The organism is Streptomyces sp. NPDC047000 (assembly GCF_040644295.1).
In the GTDB taxonomy this organism is placed as follows: Bacteria; Actinomycetota; Actinomycetes; order Streptomycetales; family Streptomycetaceae; genus Streptomyces.
Map to the genome: position 1 here is coordinate 16,042 of NZ_JBEYWE010000019.1, position 16,948 is coordinate 32,989.

The window sequence follows — 16,948 nt, forward strand, 5'->3', positions numbered from 1 at the left end:
CCGGTGGGCGGAGGTTCGCCCCCGGATTCCTGTCGGCCCTGGACGGGTCTCGTCCTCAGGCGCCGGGCGGGCTTTTCGGGGGGAGGTAGGGGGAGGGGGACGGGAGGGACAGGTCCGAGGGGAGGAGGCCGGCCACCCAGCAGTCCCTGCGGGTGCCCGCGTTGGTGACGGCCGAGCGGAGGGTGCCTTCGAAGGTGAAGCCGGTGCGCTCGGCGACCTTGCGGGAGGCCTGGTTGCCGACCTCGGCACGCCATTCGACGCGATCGAACGACAATTCGGTGAAGGCCCATCGGGTGACCGCCGTGACGGCCTCGGCGGTGTAGCCGTGACCGCGGTGCTCCTTCGTGGCCCAGAAGCCGATCTCCGCGGTGTTCAGGGGATGCCGGGTGAGGCCGATCATGGCCGCCAGTTCCCCTTGCGGCAGGAAGACGCCGAAGGTGAACACGGAGCCGTTCGCCCAGCCGTCCGGGACGAACTGCCCCGTGAAGCTCCGCGCGTGCTCGGCGAGGTAGGGCGACGGGACGGTGGTCCAGCGCTGGATGTCCGGGTCCTGGGCCGCGGCGTACACGGCCCCGGTGTCCTGCGCGCCGACGGTGCGCAGCAGGAGACGGCTTGTGCTGAGAGTGACGGGCTCCATCGGCCGATTCTGCGCGGTGGCGGGTGCGTGTGCCACCGTTTTTCGCCGACTGTGAGCGGATGGTCACGTTTCGCGCCATCTCCGTCCGCGGATCGCGGCACCATCCGGTACCCCCGGCCGTTGTCCATGCGGAGCGCCGATCGAGCGGCGGCCCCGTAGCAGTCGTCACGGCGGGCCTCCCGGCGTGGCCGTGTCCTCGCATACGATGGCCGTTGCTCAACAAGTCCACCGGAAACCCGACCGTCCCAGGCCCGACCGGCAAGGAGACAAGCCCCCGTGTCCGTCCTCTCGAAGATCATGCGTGCAGGCGAAGGCAAGATCCTGCGCAAGCTGCACCGCATCGCGGACCAGGTCAGCTCCATCGAAGAGGACTTCGTCGACCTCTCCGACGCCGAGCTGCGGGCCCTCACCGATGAGTACAAGGAGCGTTACGCCGCCGGCGAGAGCCTGGACGACCTGCTCCCCGAGGCGTTCGCCACCGTCCGTGAGGCGGCCAAACGTGTCCTGGGTCAGCGGCACTACGACGTTCAGATGATGGGCGGCGCCGCGCTCCACCTCGGCTATGTCGCCGAGATGAAGACCGGTGAGGGCAAGACCCTCGTCGGTACGCTGCCGGCCTATCTGAACGCGCTGTCCGGGGACGGCGTCCACATCGTCACGGTCAACGACTACCTGGCCGAGCGCGACTCCGAGATGATGGGCCGCGTCCACAAGTTCCTGGGCCTGGAGGTCGGCTGCATCCTCGCCAACATGACCCCGGCCCAGCGCCGTGAGCAGTACGCCTGCGACATCACGTACGGCACGAACAACGAGTTCGGCTTCGACTATCTGCGCGACAACATGGCCTGGTCGCAGGACGAGCTCGTGCAGCGCGGCCACAACTTCGCCATCGTCGACGAGGTCGACTCCATCCTGGTCGACGAGGCCCGTACGCCGCTGATCATCTCCGGCCCGGCCGACCAGGCCACCAAGTGGTACGGCGACTTCGCCAAGCTGGTCCTGCGCCTCAAGCGCGGTGAGGCGGGCAACCCGCTCAAGGGCCTGGAGGAGACCGGCGACTACGAGGTCGACGAGAAGAAGCGCACCGTCGCCATCCACGAGCCCGGCGTCACCAAGGTCGAGGACTGGCTGGGCATCGACAACCTCTACGAGTCGGTCAACACCCCGCTCGTCGGATATCTGAACAACGCCATCAAGGCCAAGGAACTCTTCAAGCGCGACAAGGACTACGTCGTCCTCGACGGCGAGGTCATGATCGTCGACGAGCACACCGGCCGTATCCTCGCCGGCCGCCGCTACAACGAGGGCATGCACCAGGCGATCGAGGCGAAGGAAGGGGTGGACATCAAGGACGAGAACCAGACGCTCGCCACGATCACCCTGCAGAACTTCTTCCGCCTCTACAACAAGCTCTCCGGCATGACCGGTACGGCGATGACCGAGGCCGCCGAGTTCCACCAGATCTACAAGCTCGGTGTGGTGCCCATCCCGACCAACAAGCCGATGGTCCGCAAGGACCAGTCCGACCTGATCTACCGCACCGAGGTCGCGAAGTTCGAGGCGGTCGTCGACGACATCGCCGAGAAGCACGAGAAGGGCCAGCCGATCCTGGTCGGCACCACCTCGGTCGAGAAGTCCGAGTACCTCTCGCAGCAGCTCAGCAAGCGCGGCGTCCAGCACGAGGTGCTCAACGCCAAGCACCACGAACGTGAGGCGCAGATCGTCGCCCAGGCCGGCCGCCGGGGCGCCGTGACCGTGGCGACCAACATGGCCGGCCGTGGCACCGACATCAAGCTCGGCGGCAACCCCGACGACCTCGCCGAGGCGGAGCTGCGCCAGCGCGGCCTCGACCCCGAGGAGCACATCGAGGAGTGGGCCCAGTACCTGCCCGCTGCTCTGGAGCGTGCCGAGAAGGCGGTGAAGGCCGAGTTCGAGGAGGTCAAGGATCTCGGTGGCCTCTACGTCCTGGGCACCGAGCGGCACGAGTCGCGGCGTATCGACAACCAGCTCCGCGGTCGCTCCGGCCGTCAGGGCGACCCCGGCGAGTCGCGTTTCTACCTCTCCCTGGGTGACGACCTGATGCGGCTGTTCAAGGCCCAGATGGTCGAGCGCGTGATGTCCATGGCGAACGTCCCGGACGACGTGCCGATCGAGAACAAGATGGTCACGCGCGCGATCGCGTCCGCCCAGTCACAGGTCGAGCAGCAGAACTTCGAGATCCGCAAGAACGTCCTCAAGTACGACGAGGTCCTCAACCGCCAGCGCGAGGTCATCTACGGCGAGCGCCGCCGCGTCCTGGAGGGCGAGGACCTCCAGGAACAGATCCAGCACTTCATGGACGACACGATCGACGCCTACATCGGCGCCGAGACCGCCGAGGGCTTCCCCGAGGACTGGGACCTCGACCGGCTGTGGGGCGCGTTCCGGCAGCTCTACCCGGTGAAGGTCACCGTCGAGGAGCTGGAGGACGCGGCCGGCGACCGGGCCGGTCTGACCGCCGAGTTCATCTCCGAGTCCATCAAGGACGACATCCGCGAGCAGTACGAGTCGCGTGAGACACAGCTCGGCTCCGAGATCATGCGCGAGCTGGAACGCCGGGTCGTGCTGTCGGTCCTGGACCGCAAGTGGCGCGAGCACCTCTACGAGATGGACTACCTCCAGGAGGGCATCGGCCTGCGCGCCATGGCCCAGAAGGACCCGCTGATCGAGTACCAGCGCGAGGGCTTCGACATGTTCACCGCCATGATGGAGGGCATCAAGGAGGAGTCCGTCGGCTATCTGTTCAACCTGGAGGTCCAGGTCGAGCAGCAGGTCGAGGAGGTCCCCGTGGAGGAGGCCAAGCCGGTGGCCGACCTCGAGAAGCACGACGCGGTGCCCGCGCAGGCCGGGGCCCGGCCGGAGATCCGCGCCAAGGGGCTCGACGCCCCGCAGCGGCGGAACCTGCACTTCTCGGCGCCGACCGTGGACGGCGAGGGCGGCACCGTCGAGGGCGAGTTCGACGCGGACGACGAGCCGGTGCGCTCCGAGGCGGACGGGCTCACCCGGGCGGAGCGGCGGAAGCAGGCGAAGGCGGGACGGCGGCGGCGCAAGTAACCCGCCGGCGTCCGCTCGTCCCGGAAGGGCCGTGCCCCCACTGTGGTGGGGCGCGGCCCTTCCGCGTGCGCGGGCCCGCCAGTGGGCTCGGCCGCCCGGACTGTGGCCGTCAGGCCCGGCGGGGGGCGGCCGGGCGCGGGCGGCGGCCCCGTGTGTCCGGCGGGGGCGGGTTGTCGCCCCCGCCGCCCCTTCCCGTCCCGTCCCAGGGGCTGCGCCCCTGACCCCGCCGGGGCTGCGGCGCATGGCCTCGTTCGGCGGACCGGGGTTCGCGTACCGGCGGTGGAGTCTCCGGCTGTGCCGGGACCCGCGGCTCCGCGCCGGGCGCGCGCCACGGGTCCCGGCACGGGCGGCCCGCCGGGCGTGCCCGGCCCGCCCGGTTCGGGTGCTTCGGGTGGTTGGTGTCGGGTGGGTCACTCGTCCTGGTCGCGGGGTGGGCGGGGGCCGCCGAGTTCCACCGCGGTGCAGCGCCAGCGGAGGTCCGGGCCCCGTTCCAGCCGGAACGCCATGGCGCGGACCTGGTCACCCGCGCCGATGCGGGCGAACGCCTCGACGGCGCCCCGGCGCGGTACGAAGTAGCCGATGTCGCGGACGACGGGCAGGGTGCCGCGAGTGGTGCGCAGGGTGCCGCGTTCCGCGAGGCGGGCGAGGTCGTCGTAGGCGTGGCCCGCGGTGTGCCGGAGCATCCAGTGCACGGGCCGCCGGCCGCTCAGTACGGCGAGGAGACGGTCGGCGAAGAGGTCGGTGGGGCGTGGGGCCGGCGAGGGCCGCAGGACGGCCGGTCCGGCCGCCGGACGGTGGCCGCCGCCGGGACGGCGCTGGTCGCGGCGGGACGGTGGACGCTGGGCCGGGCGCTGCGCCGCTCTGGTCATGACCTTGTTCATGGCTCCCCGTGACGGACGGCCCGGCGCGTACCGGGCGGTAACTTTCTGTTGCGGACCTTGTACGGGCTCCGGCCGGGCGGCGGCAAGCAGCGCCGCGTCCGTGTCGGGCGGCGGAAAAGTTCCTCTGTGAGGGTGAGCGGGGCGGGCGGAAGCCTGTGGCGGCGGGCCGGTGAGGGGTGAGCTGCCGGGGCCGGGGTTGACGCGTCCCGGGTGCCTGTCAGCGACTCGAAAGAGGACATCCGCACGTATCCTGAAGACCCCTCAGGGCCCGCTGGAAGGGCCGACGAACGACTACGGAGAGCGGCAGCATGCGCGTCTACGTCCCCCTGACCCTTCCCCGTCTCGCCGACGCGTACAAGACGGGCGAGCTGGGCACCGGGCCGTTCGTCGCGTACGCCGTCACCCCCGGGCTGCGCGAGTGGTACCTGTCCGACGACATCGAGGAACTGGAGTACGCGGCACTGAACCGGGCGGCCCTCGCGTCGCTGCGGCTGCTCGCGGCCGACCCGGACGCGGAGCGGCGCCGGGTCGTCGTCGCCGCGGACGTGCCCGACGGCGCCGCGGTCGCCGACCCCGACCGCGCCCTCGACCCGGCGGCGCTCGGCGAGGTGCGGGTCTCCGGGACCGTACGGCTGGCCCGGGCGGCGGCCGTGCACGCGGACTCCGGTGACGCCGAGGAGGACGTGGCCGCGGCGGCCGGGGCGCTGGCGGCGGCGGACGCCGGGGACGACGACGCCCAGTTCGTCGTGGACGGCGCCGAGGACCACGAACTGCTGTGGTACGCGACGCAGGAGATCCCGAACCTGGTGGGCCTCGGCGCCTGAGAACGCCGAGCGGGGCCGCAAAACCCTTCCCACCTGCGGGGTCTCCTCATTGTCAGTGGTGGCCGGTACGGTTCTGTGCATGGGGAAGCACAAGGCCACGCACATCGTGTGGGACTGGAACGGCACGCTGTTCCACGACAACGAGGCGATCATCGGGGCGACGAACGCGGCGTTCGCCGAGCTCGGCCTGGCCCCGCTCACGCTGGAGCAGTACCGGGCGCTGTACTGCGTGCCCGTGCCGAAGTTCTACGAGCGGCTGATGGGAAGGCTGCCCACGCGGGACGAGTGGGAGCTGATGGACGGCGTCTTCCACCGCCACTACACGGAGCACCGCACCCGGTGCGCGCTGACCGACGGGGCGGAGGAACTGCTCGCCGGATGGCGGTCGGCGGGGCACAGCCAGTCGATCCTCAGCATGTATGTGCATGACGAACTCGTCCCGCTGGTCCAGGGCTTCGGGATCGAGCCGCACTTCATACGCGTCGACGGGCGCACCGGCCCCTCCGGCGGCAGCAAGGCCGAGCACATGGTGCGCCACCTCGGGGCACTGGCGGAGGTGGCGCCGTCCCGCACCGTGGTGATCGGCGACGCCGCCGACGACGCGCTGGCCGCCCGGCACGTGGGTGCGCGGGCCGTGCTCTACACGGGCGGTTCCCACAGCCGGGCCAGCCTGGAGGAGACCGGTGCTCCGGTGGTGGACACCCTGGCGGAAGCGGTCGAGGAGGCCCAGCGCCTCGCGGCGTGAGCGCCGGGCCTCGGGAGCGGGCGCGGGGACGGCTACAGCGGCAGGTTCAGCTCACCGGCGCCTTCGTCCGGAGCACGGTGAGGAACTCCCGCATCCACGCCGGGTGGTCCGGCCAGGCACGGGAGGAGACCAGGGTGCCGTCGACGACCGCCTCGGTGTCCTGGAACGTGGCCCCGGCGGCCTGCATGTCGAGTTCCAGTGCCGGGTAGGCGGTGACCCGACGGCCGCGCAGGCTGTCGGTCGCGGCGGTGAGCAGCGGGCCGTGGCAGATCTGCGCGACCGGCTTGTCGGTGTCGAAGAAGGATTTGAGGATCTTGCGCAGTTCGGGATCGTTACGCAGATACTCCGGCGCACGTCCGCCGGGGATGACGACGGCGGCGTAGTCCCCGGGTTCGACCTCCGAGAACGCCAGGTCGGCCTCCCAGGTGTAGCCGGGCTTCTCGGTGTACGTGTCGAAACCGGGCTCGAAGTCGTGGACGACGAACTGGAGTTTCTTGCGGGCGGGCGCCGCGATGTGGACCTCGTAGCCCTCCTCGCGGAGCCGCTGGTAGGGGTACAGCACCTCCAGCGACTCGGCCGCGTCACCGGTGACGATGAGGATCTTCGCTGTCATGACGAGTCGTTCTCCTCGGACGGGCGTGAACTGTCATGTGCAACCTGCCCTGCCGGATACGTCGGCGCAACCCCGTCCGTCTCTGTGCGAAGTGTCAAAGTCCGACCCCCGGTTTTGTACACATACGGCTCATGACGGGCCGGGGGTGGGGGGCGCTAGCCTGGGTGACGTGATCAGTGCGATAGGTCGCGGGGGCAGCGCCGCCCCGGCTCCGCGCCCGGTCACGGAGTACCTCCGTGACCGGGCGGCGATCGCTGGTCCTCGCGGGCGGCCCAGAACCGCACGGATCCCCCGGACGGAGACCCCGGCGGTCGCCCGGACGGAGACCTCGGCGGTCTCCCCGACGGGGTTCCCGCAGGTTCCGCGGGCGCCGGACGGAGTCCCGGCGGCTGCGGACGCGGCCGGACGGAGAGCAGCGTCACACCCGTCGGACAGGCCGACATTGGCCGATAACCCCCCGCCCCTCTCACCCCGCGGCATAGCGTCGGAGCAGACCGGACACCACGCGCCGCCGCGTCACGCCACAGGGGAAGAGACCGTACTTCTTTCTACGTCACGCAACGGCGCGCGACAGGAGCCAGAGGACAATGCAGACCAAGCTGGACGAAGCCAAGGCCGAGCTGCTCGAGAGGGCCGCCCGGGTAGCTGAGAACAGCCCGGTCGGGGGCCACCTACCGACCGGGACGACGAGCGGGGACCTCCCGGACCAGGACACCGTGCTCGCGTTCCTCCAGCGCTACTACCTGCACACCGCCCCGGAGGACCTCGCGGGCCGCGAACCGGAGGACCTCTTCGGCGCCGCCTTCTCCCACTACCGGCTGGCCGAGAACCGTCCCCAGGGCACCGCGAGCGTGCGGGTTCACACCCCGACGGTCGACGAGAACGGCTGGATGTGCAGCCACTCCGTCGTCGAGGTCGTCACCGACGACATGCCCTTCCTGGTGGACTCCGTCACCAACGAGCTGACCCGCCAGGGCCGCGGCATCCACGTCGTCATCCACCCGCAGATCACCGCCCGCCGCGACGTCACCGGCAAGCTGATCGAGATCCTCCCCGAAGCGCCCGCCGGCGCCCTCCCGCACGACACGCACAACGAGTCGTGGATCCACGTCGAGATCGACCGCGAGACCGACCGCGCGGACCTCAAGCAGATCACCGCCGATCTGCTGCGCGTCCTGTCCGACGTCCGTGAGGCCGTCGAGGACTGGGAGAAGATGCACCTCGCGGCCTCCCGCCTCGCCGAGGGCCTGCCCGACGAGCCGCTTCCCGCCGATCTGCGCGAGCAGGACGTCGAGGAGGCCCGCGAGCTGCTGCGCTGGCTCGCCGACGAACACTTCACCTTCCTCGGCTACCGCGAGTACCGGCTGCGCGAGGACGACTCCCTGGCCGCCGTCCCCGGCACCGGGCTCGGCATACTGCGCTCGGACCCGCATCACGGTGGCGACGACAACCATCCGGTCAGCCCGTCCTTCGAGCGGCTGCCCGCCGACGCGCGCGCCAAGGCCCGCGAGCACAAGCTGCTCGTGCTGACCAAGGCCAACAGCCGTGCCACCGTGCACCGGCCCTCGTACCTGGACTACATCGGCGTCAAGAAGTTCGACGCGAACGGCGACGTCGTCGGCGAGCGCCGCTTCCTCGGCCTGTTCTCCTCGTCCGCCTACACCGACTCCGTGCGCCGGGTGCCCGTGGTGCGCCGCAAGGTCGACGAGGTGCTGCGCGGCGCGGGCTTCGCACCGCACAGCCACGACGGGCGCGACCTGCTGCAGATCCTGGAGACGTACCCGCGCGACGAGCTGTTCCAGACCCCGGCCGACGAACTGCGCTCCATCGTCACGTCCGTGCTCTACCTCCAGGAACGCCGCCGGCTGCGCCTGTACCTGCGCCAGGACGAATACGGCCGCTACTACTCGGCGCTCGTCTACCTTCCCCGCGACCGCTACACCACCGGTGTGCGGCTGCGGATCATCGACATCCTCAAGGAGGAACTGGGCGGCGTCAGCGTCGACTTCACCGCCTGGAACACCGAGTCGATCCTGTCCCGGCTGCACTTCGTCGTACGGGTCGCGCCGGGCACCGAGCTGCCGGAGCTCAGCGACGGCGACAAGGAGCGCATCGAGGCCCGCCTGGTGGCGGCGGCCCGCTCCTGGGCGGACGGCTTCGCCGAGGCACTGAACGCCGAGTGCGGCGAGGAACGGGCCGCCGAGCTGCTGCGCCGCTACGGCAGCGCCTTCCCCGAGGGCTACAAGGCCGACCACAGCCCGCGCGCGGCGGTCGCCGACCTCGTCCACCTGGAGTCGCTCGACGCCGACAGCAGCTTCGCCCTCAGCCTCTACGAGCCGGTCGGCGCCGCACCCGACGAGCGCCGCTTCAAGATCTACCGCAAGGGCGAGGCCGTCTCGCTGTCCGAGGTCCTGCCGGTCCTCAGCCGGCTCGGTGTCGAGGTCGTCGACGAGCGGCCGTACGAACTGCGCTGCGCGGACCGCAGCATGTCGTGGATCTACGACTTCGGGCTCCGCATCCCGGCGTCGCTGTGCGGCCCCGGCGGCGACTTCCTGGGCGACGACGGCCGCGAACGCTTCCAGGAGGCGTTCAGCGCGACCTGGACCGGCGAGGCGGAGAACGACGGCTTCAACGCCCTGGTGCTGGGTGCCGGGCTGACCTGGCGGCAGGCGATGGTGCTGCGCGCGTACGCCAAGTACCTGCGCCAGGCCGGTTCCACCTTCAGCCAGGACTACATGGAGGACACCCTCCGGCACAACGTCCACACCACCCGGCTGCTGGTCTCCCTCTTCGAGGCGCGGATGGCGCCGGAGCGCCAGCGGGCCGGGCACGAGCTGGTCGACGCCCTGCTGGAGGAGGCCGAAGCCGCGCTCGACCAGGTGGCCAGCCTCGACGAGGACCGCATCCTGCGGTCCTTCCTGACCGTCATCAAGGCGACGCTGCGCACGAACTTCTTCCAGCGGACCGAGGGCGGCACGCCGCACGGCTACGTGTCGATGAAGTTCGACCCGCGGGCCATCCCCGACCTGCCCGCGCCGCGCCCGGCGTTCGAGATCTGGGTGTACTCCCCGCGTGTGGAGGGCGTGCACCTCCGGTTCGGCAAGGTCGCGCGCGGCGGGCTGCGCTGGTCCGACCGGCGTGAGGACTTCCGCACCGAGATCCTCGGCCTGGTCAAGGCGCAGATGGTGAAGAACACGGTGATCGTGCCGGTCGGCGCGAAGGGCGGCTTCGTCGCCAAGCAGCTGCCCGACCCGGCCGTGGACCGCGACGCGTGGCTGGCCGAGGGCGTCGCCTGCTACAGGACGTTCATCTCCGCGTTGCTCGACATCACCGACAACATGGCGGGCGGCGAGGTCGTGCCGCCCACGGACGTCGTACGGCACGACGAGGACGACACCTATCTGGTGGTCGCCGCCGACAAGGGCACGGCGACGTTCTCCGACATCGCCAACGAGGTCGCGCAGGCGTACGACTTCTGGCTCGGTGACGCCTTCGCGTCCGGTGGCTCCGCGGGCTACGACCACAAGGGCATGGGCATCACCGCCCGCGGCGCCTGGGAGTCGGTCAAGCGGCACTTCCGCGAGCTGGACGTCGACACGCAGAGCGAGAACTTCACGGTCGTCGGCATCGGCGACATGTCCGGCGACGTGTTCGGCAACGGCATGCTGCTGTCCGAGCACATCCGCCTGGTCGCCGCCTTCGACCACCGGCACATCTTCGTCGACCCGGACCCGGACGCCGCCACCTCGTACGCCGAACGGCGCCGCCTGTTCGCACTCAACCGCTCCAGCTGGGCCGACTACGACACGGGCCTGCTGTCGCCCGGCGGCGGGGTGTTCCCCCGCACCGCCAAGGCCATCACGATCAACGCGCACATCCGCGACGCCCTCGGCATCGAGTCCGGGGTGACCAAGCTGACCCCGGCCGACCTGATGCGCGCCATCCTGCACGCTCCGGTCGACCTGCTGTGGAACGGCGGCATCGGCACCTATGTGAAGGCCGCCGCGGAGAGCAACGCCGATGTCGGCGACAAGGCCAACGACGCGATCCGTGTCGACGGCGCCGACCTGCGCGTCAAGGTCGTCGGCGAGGGCGGCAACCTGGGCCTGACCCAGCTGGGCCGTATCGAGTTCGCGCTGCACGGCGGCCGGATCAACACCGACGCCATCGACAACAGCGCGGGCGTGGACACCTCCGACCACGAGGTGAACATCAAGATCCTGCTCAACGGTCTGGTCACCGAGGGCGACATGACCGTCAAGCAGCGCAACCGGCTCCTCGCCGAGATGACCGACGAGGTGGGCGGCCTGGTCCTGCGCAACAACTACGCGCAGAACACGGCGATCGCGAACGCGCTGGCCCAGTCCAAGGACATGCTCCACGCCCAGCAGCGCTTCATGCGCCACCTGGTGCGCGAGGGACACCTCGACCGGGCGCTGGAGTTCCTGCCCACCGACCGCCAGATCCGGGAGCGGCTCGGCACCGGTCAGGGCCTGACCGGGCCGGAGACGGCCGTCCTGCTGGCGTACACGAAGATCACCGTCGCCGACGAGCTGCTGGCGACCTCGCTGCCCGAGGACCCGTATCTGCGCGGCCTGCTGTACGCGTACTTCCCGACCGCGCTGCGCGAGCGGTTCGCGGAGCAGATCGACCACCATCCGCTGCGCCGTGAGATCACCACGACCGTCCTGGTCAACGACACGGTCAACACGGGCGGAACGACGTATCTGCACCGGCTGCGCGAGGAGACCGGCGCGTCGCTGGAGGAGATCGTGCGGGCGCAGACCGTGGCGCGTGTGATCTTCCGCTCGGCCCCGGTGTGGGACGCGGTCGAGGCGCTGGACACCAAGGTGGACGCGGTGGTCCAGACCCGTATCCGGCTGCACTCGCGCCGGCTGGTCGAGCGCGGCACCCGCTGGCTGCTCAACAACCGGCCGCAGCCGCTGCAACTGGGCGAGACGGTGGAGTTCTTCTCCGAGCGGGTCGAGCAGGTCTGGGCGCAGCTGGAGAAGCTGCTGCGCGGCACGGACCTGGAGTGGTACCGGGGCATCCACGACGTCATGGAGGCCGCCGGTGTCCCCGACGAGCTGGCCACCCGGATCGCCGGGTTCTCCTCGGCGTTCCCGACGCTGGACATCGTCTCGGTGGCCGACCGCACGGGCAAGGACCCGCTGGATGTCGCGGAGGTCTACTACGACCTGGCCGACCGTCTCGGCATCACCCGGCTGATGGACCGTGTCAGCGAGCTGCCGCGCGCCGACCGCTGGCAGTCCATGGCCCGCGCGGCGATCCGTGAGGACCTCTACGCGGTCCACGCGGCGGTCACGGCGGACGTGCTCGCCGCCGGCAACGGGACCTCGACGCCCGAGCAGCGCTTCGAGGAGTGGGAGCGCAACAACGCGGCGATCCTCGGGCGGGCCCGCAGCACGCTGGAGGAGATCCAGACGTCGGAGGCGTTCGACCTGGCCAACCTGTCGGTCGCGATGCGCACGATGCGTACGCTGCTGCGGTCGCACGCGTAGCCGTACGGCGGTGGGCGCAGGGCGCCCCGGGACCCGCGCCGCGGGCCCGGGGCGCTCGCGTTTCTCTGCCCGGGTACGGATTTCTTGCCGCTCCCCGAAGCGAATCGGGTGAGGGACTTACCTTCGCCCGGTACACGGGAGGGATGAACGTCACCGAACGGCCCCATGCCACCCCGACCGACCGCCACCCGGAACCGGAGACGGAGCCGAATCCGGAGCCGGAACTGGAGCCGGAGGCGGAAACCGAACCGGTGGTTTCCGCTGCGGGCCGGAGCGTCGTCCTGGAGGCCGTGAAATTCGGCCTGGTCGGCGGCAGCGGCGTGGCGGTGAATTTCCTGGCGTTCAATGTCCTGCTGCACGGACTGCACTGGCCGGCGATGGTCGCGACGGTGCTGGCCAGCATCGTCGCCATGGTCACCAATTACCTGGGGTTCCGCTATTTCACCTACCGCGACCGGGCCTCGCGCACCCGGCGGCAGATAGCCCTGTTCTTCGTGTTCAGCGTGGTGGGTGTGGTGATGGAAAGCGCCCTGTTCTACGTCGGATATCACGGCCTCGGTATGCGGGGGCCGCTGGAGTCCAACGTGGACAAGGCGCTCTCGATCGTGCTGGCGTCGGCTTTCCGCTTCGCGGTCTACCGGACGTGGGTCTTCCGCCGCTGAGGCGGGACGCGCGGCCCGCCGGGACAGGTCCCGGGGCCGCGGGCCGGCCGCAGTACTAGGCGGCGGCCGTCCTGGGCTTGGCCTTGGCCGCCTTGTCCTTGTCGGGACCGCCGGTGAAGGCCTCGTACGCCTCCAGGACCTCGTCCGTGGGGCCGTCCATGCGCAGCACACCGCGCTCCAGCCACAGGACCCGGTCGCAGGTGTCGCGGATCGACTTGTTGTTGTGGCTGACGAGGAACACCGTGCCGGCCCGTTCGCGCAGCTGCATGATGCGCTCCTCGGAGCGCTTCTGGAACTGCCGGTCGCCGGTGGCGAGGGCCTCGTCGATGAGCAGGACGTCGTGGTCCTTGGCGGCGGCGATGGAGAACCGCAGCCGGGCCGCCATGCCGGAGGAGTAGGTCCGCATCGGGAGGGTGATGAAGTCGCCCTTCTCCTGGATGCCGGAGAAATCGACGATGTCCTGGTAGCGCTCCTTCACCTCCTCGCGGGACATGCCCATCGCCAGTCCGCCGAGGTGGACGTTGCGCTCCCCGGTGAGGTCGCTCATCAGGGCCGCGTTGACGCCGAGGAGCGAGGGCTGGCCATGGGTGTAGATGTGGCCGTTCTCGACGGGCAGCAGGCCCGCGACGGCCTTGAGCAGGGTGGACTTGCCGGAGCCGTTGGTGCCGATGAGGCCGACCGCCTCGCCCTTGTAGGCGACGAAGGAGACGTTCTTGACCGCGTGCACCTTGCGGGTGCCGGCGGCCTTCTCGGCCTGCTTGCGGTGCAGCATGCGGTTGAGGGCCGCGGTGGCGGAGCCCCGTCCGGAGCCGGTGCCGTTGATCCGGTAGACGATGTCGACGCCGCTGGCGACGACGGTGGGGATCCTGGTGTCGGTGTTGTCAGCCACGGCCGTACGTCTCCTCAGCCTTCCAGAAGTAGATGAAGCCGCCGATGCCCGCGAGCAGCGCCCACGCGGCGGCCGCCGGCCACACGTGGGGAGGGAGCTGGCTGGAGTGGAAGCTGTCGATCAGCGAGTAGCGCATCAGGTCGATGTAGACCGCGCCCGGGTTGAGCTGGAGCGCGAGCGTCACGTAGTGCGGCAGGTTGTCCGCCTTGGTGAGCTTGTCGATGCTCCACATGACACCGGACACGTACATCCAGGTGCGCAGGATGAACGGCATCAGCTGGGCGATGTCCGGGGTCTTGGACCCCATCCGGGCCATGATCATGGAGACGCCCGCGTTGAACATGAACTGCAGGACCAGGGTCGGGACCACCAGCAGCCAGGAGACGGCGAGCGGCACGCCGAAGCAGAGCAGGATCACGACGAGCGCGGCCATCGAGAACAGCAGCTGCTGGAGCTGCTGGATCGCGAAGGAGATGGGCAGCGCGGCGCGCGGGAAGTGCAGTGCCCGGACGAGGCCCAGGTTGCCGGCGATGGCCCGGGTGCCCGCCATGATCGAGCTCTGGGTGAACGTCCAGACGAACACGCCGGTGACCAGGAACGGGATGTAGTCCGGCACGGACCGCTTGGTGCCGAGCAGGACACCGAAGATGAAGTAGTACACCGCCGCGTTCAGCAGCGGGGTCATGATCTGCCAGATCTGACCGAGCTTCGCCTCGCTGTACTGGGCGGTGAGCTTGGCGGTGGCGAAGGCGGTGATGAAGTGACGGCGTGCCCACAGCTGCCGGACGTACTCGGGGAGGGTGGGGCGTGCGCCGCTGACCGTGAGCTCGTACCGCGCGGCGAGGGCCGCGAGTTCCGCTTCGTCGGCCGGTGCCGCCACGGTGGAGGGCGGTGTGTGAAGGACCTGGCTCACATCCGCTGCTTTCGCTCGGGGTGGGGGAGGGAGCGGCCCTCGGGGGCGCCGGGTGCCGCGCGCCGACGCCGACCTCGTCACCCGTTGTTTGCCAACGCTTTCCCACGCGTTTGCTTACGTCGGAACGGGACCGTATCGTCGCAACGTGAGAGTAGGCCGTTATGGCGCCGGAACGCAACCGTATCGTCGTAACGCCCTATGCTTGACCCATGACGACGAACGCCGACGGCCCCCAGACGCGTCCTCGCCGCCGTGCCCCCGCCGGGGCGGCCGTACTCCGGGAGGACGTGACCGAGGCCATCCAGGCGGCGGTCTTCGAGGAACTCGCCTCCGCCGGCTATGCCCGGATGTCCATCGAGGGCATCGCCCGCCGGGCCGGGGTCGGCAAGACGGCCGTCTACCGCCGCTGGCGCTCCAAACAGCACCTGGTCCTCGACCTGGTGTCCGCCATAGCCGTGCAGGGGCTGCCCGCGCCGGACACCGGCTCGCTGGAGGGCGACCTGCGGCTGCTGTACGAGGTGACCTCGCGCGCCCTGCGCCACCCCGTGGCGTCGCAGATCATCCCCGACCTGCAGGCCGAGGCGGCCCGCAATCCCGACATCGCGGAAGCCATGCAGAAGGCTTTGCGCGAGGGCCAGGACGGTGTGGCCAGCGGGATCGTCAAGGCGGCCGCCGCCCGCGGCGAGATCTCCGCCGGTCTCGACGAGGACCTCGCCCTGGACCTGATCTCCGGCCCGCTCTACTGGCGCTCGGTGGTCATCCGCAACCCCAAGCTCCCCAAGGGCTATCTGGCCTCCCTGGCCCGCGCGACGGCGGCGGCGCTGAAGGCGCTCTGAGCCCGGAGGAGCCGAGCCGAGCCCGGCCCGGGTCGCCCCGGGCCGGGCTCGGCTCAGGCGACCGGACCGCTGCGGGCCGCCGGGACGGCCGGTACGGGCGGACGTGTCCCGGGCACGGAGCGCGGCAAGGGCGGCGCGGGCCGCGTGGAACGCCACAGCCGCGTGAAGGACAGGACGGCCGCCACGCCCAGCAGCCCGTTGCGCAGCAGTATCAGCGTGCTGCCGGTCCAGTCGCAGACGATCACGTCGCGGTACAGCACCGGGTAGATCACCGTGCTCACCGCCGTCGCGGCCGCGATCAGCGCCGTCACCGGGCGCAGCGCGGTGTGCCGCGACGTCAGGCACACCGCGGCCAGTCCCAGCAGCCAGATCATGTACTGCGGGCTGATCACCCTGCTGGTGACGGTGAACAGCAGGACGGCCGTCAGGGCGGCGTCGTACGGCGTCGCCGCGGTCCAGCGCCTGGCCCGCAGCCGCCACAGCAGCAGCACCCCGAACGCCACTCCCGTCAGGACGAGCGACACGCCGGCCACCGCGCCGACATACCGTCCGGTGAACTCCATGGCGCCGAACTGATAGCGCACCCCGCCGTGCCACCCGGCGTGTCGCGCGAGGCTCAGGACCGTGCCCCCGAACGACTCGATCTGGACGCCCCGGCCGCCCTGTTGCAGCACGAAGGAGAGCGGATGGCTGAACGAGAGGGCGAGGACGGCGAAAGACACGGTGCCCGTCAGCGCGGCCCACGTCCACGCGCGCCGTGTCGTCCTTCCGCGCTCCAGGCCCAGCAGCACCAGGACCGGCCACACCTTTATCAGGCTGCCCAGTGCCGCGAACACCCCGCTCGCGCGCGGGGAGCGGGCGAGCACCAGCAGGGAGAGGACGGCGAACGCCGTGACCTGCACGTCGTAGCGGGTGAACGGGAGGTGCAGCAGCAGGGGCAGGCAGCAGATCCAGTAGACGGCGCCGTGCCGGCTGCGGCCGGGACGGCTCCCCGTGCGCGCGAGGGCGACCGTGACGGCCGCGTCCGCGGCGAGCGCGAGGACCACGAACGCCTGGAAGTACGTCAGGCCCGGCAGCAGACCGGGCGCCAGCAGCACCAGGCCCGCGCCCGGCGGGTACTGCCACAGCGGGTCGTGCGCGGGGAAGGCACCGTGCGTGAGGACGCCGTACCAGCGGAAGTACAGGCCGTACACCTCGCGCGCCACATGACCGCCGCCGAACACGGGGAGATCGTCGTGCAGCAGGATCCACAGCATCAGGGCGCGGGTGGCCAGCCAGGCGGCACCGAGGAACAGCGCGGGCGAAAGGGGGGTCGGGGGGCGCGTCGGACGGC

General features: G+C 70.6%; 12 protein-coding genes. 6 read left to right on the forward strand and 6 right to left on the reverse strand.

Annotation, left to right across the window (positions count from 1 at the left end):
• Positions 1-55 precede the first annotated feature (55 nt).
• Positions 56-637: a GNAT family N-acetyltransferase gene (locus ABZ862_RS26035; protein ID WP_360962510.1), complete on the reverse strand. Its 582-nt coding sequence runs from the start codon at positions 635-637 to the stop codon at positions 56-58.
• A 276-nt stretch (positions 638-913) separates the two neighbouring features.
• On the opposite strand from ABZ862_RS26035, the gene secA reads away from it, so the two are divergent.
• The gene (gene secA / locus ABZ862_RS26040; RefSeq protein ID WP_360962513.1) at positions 914-3,730 is read left to right on the forward strand and encodes a preprotein translocase subunit SecA; all 2,817 of its coding nucleotides are present in this window, start codon (positions 914-916) and stop codon (positions 3,728-3,730) included.
• 410 nt (positions 3,731-4,140) lie between these two features.
• On the opposite strand, the gene ABZ862_RS26045 is transcribed toward secA, so the two are convergent.
• On the reverse strand, positions 4,141-4,611 hold the full coding sequence (locus ABZ862_RS26045) for an Rv3235 family protein (RefSeq protein ID WP_360962516.1): 471 nt from the start codon (positions 4,609-4,611) through the stop codon (positions 4,141-4,143).
• Positions 4,612-4,919: 308 nt separating this feature from the next.
• Between ABZ862_RS26045 and ABZ862_RS26050 the strand changes: the two genes are divergently transcribed.
• On the forward strand, positions 4,920-5,435 hold the full coding sequence (locus ABZ862_RS26050; RefSeq protein WP_360962518.1) for a hypothetical protein: 516 nt from the start codon (positions 4,920-4,922) through the stop codon (positions 5,433-5,435).
• A 79-nt stretch (positions 5,436-5,514) separates the two neighbouring features.
• Positions 5,515-6,180 (forward strand): HAD family hydrolase, encoded by a 666-nt coding sequence (locus tag ABZ862_RS26055; protein WP_360962521.1) that lies wholly within the window; start codon positions 5,515-5,517, stop codon positions 6,178-6,180.
• Positions 6,181-6,226: 46 nt separating this feature from the next.
• Here the strand turns inward: ABZ862_RS26055 and ABZ862_RS26060 are convergent, their stop codons facing one another.
• A complete protein-coding gene (locus tag ABZ862_RS26060) occupies positions 6,227-6,793 on the reverse strand; it encodes a DJ-1/PfpI family protein (protein ID WP_360962524.1) in 567 nt (188 codons plus the stop codon).
• Positions 6,794-7,380: 587 nt separating this feature from the next.
• Between ABZ862_RS26060 and ABZ862_RS26065 the strand changes: the two genes are divergently transcribed.
• Positions 7,381-12,315, forward strand: coding sequence for an NAD-glutamate dehydrogenase (locus ABZ862_RS26065; protein ID WP_360962527.1), 4,935 nt, complete (start codon positions 7,381-7,383; stop codon positions 12,313-12,315).
• Positions 12,316-12,458: 143 nt separating this feature from the next.
• Positions 12,459-12,977: a GtrA family protein gene (locus ABZ862_RS26070; RefSeq protein ID WP_360962529.1), complete on the forward strand. Its 519-nt coding sequence runs from the start codon at positions 12,459-12,461 to the stop codon at positions 12,975-12,977.
• A gap of 55 nt (positions 12,978-13,032) precedes the next feature.
• On the opposite strand, the gene ABZ862_RS26075 is transcribed toward ABZ862_RS26070, so the two are convergent.
• Both ABZ862_RS26075 and ABZ862_RS26080 read right to left on the reverse strand, forming a co-directional pair.
• Positions 13,033-13,866, reverse strand: a complete 834-nt coding sequence (locus tag ABZ862_RS26075; RefSeq protein WP_360962532.1) for an ABC transporter ATP-binding protein — start codon at positions 13,864-13,866, stop codon at positions 13,033-13,035.
• Positions 13,859-14,779 carry an ABC transporter permease gene (locus tag ABZ862_RS26080; protein ID WP_360962535.1) on the reverse strand — a complete coding sequence of 307 codons (921 nt, stop codon included), beginning with the start codon at positions 14,777-14,779 and terminating at the stop codon, positions 13,859-13,861. The genes ABZ862_RS26075 and ABZ862_RS26080 overlap by 8 nt, the downstream gene beginning before the upstream one ends.
• Positions 14,780-14,988: 209 nt before the next feature.
• Between ABZ862_RS26080 and ABZ862_RS26085 the strand changes: the two genes are divergently transcribed.
• Positions 14,989-15,615 carry a TetR/AcrR family transcriptional regulator gene (locus tag ABZ862_RS26085; protein WP_360962538.1) on the forward strand — a complete coding sequence of 209 codons (627 nt, stop codon included), beginning with the start codon at positions 14,989-14,991 and terminating at the stop codon, positions 15,613-15,615.
• Positions 15,616-15,668: 53 nt separating this feature from the next.
• Here ABZ862_RS26085 and ABZ862_RS26090 read toward each other — a convergent pair whose 3' ends face one another.
• Positions 15,669-16,871, reverse strand: a complete 1,203-nt coding sequence (locus ABZ862_RS26090; RefSeq protein WP_360962848.1) for a glycosyltransferase 87 family protein — start codon at positions 16,869-16,871, stop codon at positions 15,669-15,671.
• Positions 16,872-16,948: the final 77 nt, after the last annotated feature.